General features: G+C 73.7%; 2 protein-coding genes. One reads left to right on the forward strand and one right to left on the reverse strand.

Annotated elements, in window-relative coordinates; genetic code table 11:
• Nucleotides 1–154 precede the first annotated feature (154 nt).
• On the forward strand, nt 155–730 hold the full coding sequence (locus D7V93_RS42760; protein WP_244237844.1) for a hypothetical protein: 576 nt from the start codon (nt 155–157) through the stop codon (nt 728–730).
• 3 nt (nt 731–733) lie between these two features.
• On the opposite strand, the gene D7V93_RS42765 is transcribed toward D7V93_RS42760, so the two are convergent.
• A complete protein-coding gene (locus D7V93_RS42765; protein WP_120648651.1) occupies nt 734–1,360 on the reverse strand; it encodes a hypothetical protein in 627 nt (208 codons plus the stop codon).
• Between the last annotated feature and the right edge of the window lie 272 nt (nt 1,361–1,632).

Consider the following 1,632-nt stretch of genomic DNA (forward strand, 5'->3'; position numbering starts at 1 on the left):
GGTGGCGGGGCCACCGTCGGGCGCGGCGGACCTGGCCGGCGTGGCGAGGAGCAGCACGGCGGTGCACACGGGACACAGGAGGCGGCGCATGGGAGCAGCACTATCGGTCCGGGACTCGTCACCGGACAAGCGTGGGGCCGGGGCGAGGCGGGGAATGGCCGTGCTCGCGCTGCTGCTGTGCCTGGGAGGCTCGGTGGCGCATGCGGAAGGGGGCGCGCCGGATGCCCTGTTCGGGCTGCCCCTGGTCGCCCGGGAGGGCGGCTGGGCGCGCTACGTGAACACGTCCGCGGACGGGCCCTCGCGGTTCGTGGTCAAGGTGGGCGGACCGGGGCGCCACGAGGGCAAACGCGGGCGGTGGATGTTCCTGGAGGTGGACGTGCCCGCCACCGGCCGCATCCGCTTCGACTTCCTGGTGGAGGGTGAGCGCTTCAGCGCGAAGAGCGTGCTGCTGCTGCGCCTGCGCATTCCGGGCAGGCCCCCGAGCGACACGGTGGCGCCCTTCAACCAGCCGGGCGCGGAGCGGCAGCCCCACCTCCTGCGGCAATCCACGGAGACGGTCGCCGGCAAGAAGCTGGCCGTGACAGAGTACTCGTATCCGATGGGCATCACCGCGCAGTGGTCGCCCGGCGTTCCGGGCCTCGGGCTGGTGCGCGTGTCGGGGACCCAGTCCTTCCAGCTGGAGACCTTCGGCGTGGGCGGAGACCCCTGGAAGGGCGCGGACGCGCCGTGAGCGTCAGCGGCCCCGGGGCCGTGAAGCCAGCCCGGCCCTGAGGAGCGCCGCGCGCACGGCATCCGCGTCCGCGCTGGCGAGCCGCGCGTCGAGCAGCAGCCGCGTCCCGTGGCCCGCCTGGAAGAGGACGCGGGGCAGCTCCCCTTTGTCCTTCTGGAGCGAGAACCACTCCAGCCGCGCGAAGGGCGTCCGCCGTCCCAGCGAGTCGATGAAGCCGTCCGGCGCCAGGAACAGCGCGGGCACCGCGTGCAGGCCGACGCCGACGAGCCATGCGCTGAGCCCCAGGCAGAAGGTGGCGAGCGCGGGCCGCCCCTCCGCGCCCAGCAGGCGCAGCCCCACCAGCGCCAGCACGCCCAGGGCCGCGAGCACCAGCGCGTAGGTCCCCATCTCCGCCCGCGACTGGAGCGCGGCGAGCCTCCCGCCGCGCAGCAGGCCAACGAGCGCGCCCAGGGCCAGCAGCGCCAGGCCTCCGGCCGCCACCGCCACGCCCAGCCCCATCATCCCGGGCCGGCCTCCGAGCCCTCGCGACTCGCGCACGAGCCACGCCGCGCAGCCCGCGAAGAACACCAGCGTCACGCCGTGGAAGGCGAGCGCGGAGACGGGGCGGCTGGGGGTCTTCGTCGCACTCACGCCCGGTCCTCTACTCCCGGACGCGCCCGAGGGAAACCTCGCCCGGCCAGAAACCTCCCGAGTCGGATGGTTCCCGGACTACCAGAAAAACACGCTTTGACTGAATTTATCAATATCCTAGAATTCGTCTCCACATCGCGGCCCCGGCGTTCCCGGGGTCGCGCCCCCCGCTGTCCCCAGGAGAGATGGATGCTTCGTCGCACCGCCCTGGCCCTCGCCTTCTGCGCCGTGTCCTGCGCAGACGTCGAAGGGCCCCCCGAGCAGTCCCCCCC

This window comes from Corallococcus llansteffanensis, assembly GCF_003612055.1.
In the GTDB taxonomy this organism is placed as follows: Bacteria; Myxococcota; Myxococcia; order Myxococcales; family Myxococcaceae; genus Corallococcus; species Corallococcus llansteffanensis.

What these genes read in the sequence shown, in the direction of transcription:
- D7V93_RS42760 (WP_244237844.1), top strand. Translation starts at nt 155, where the DNA reads ATGGCCGTGCTCGCGCTGCTGCTGTGCCTGGGAGGCTCGGTGGCGCAT.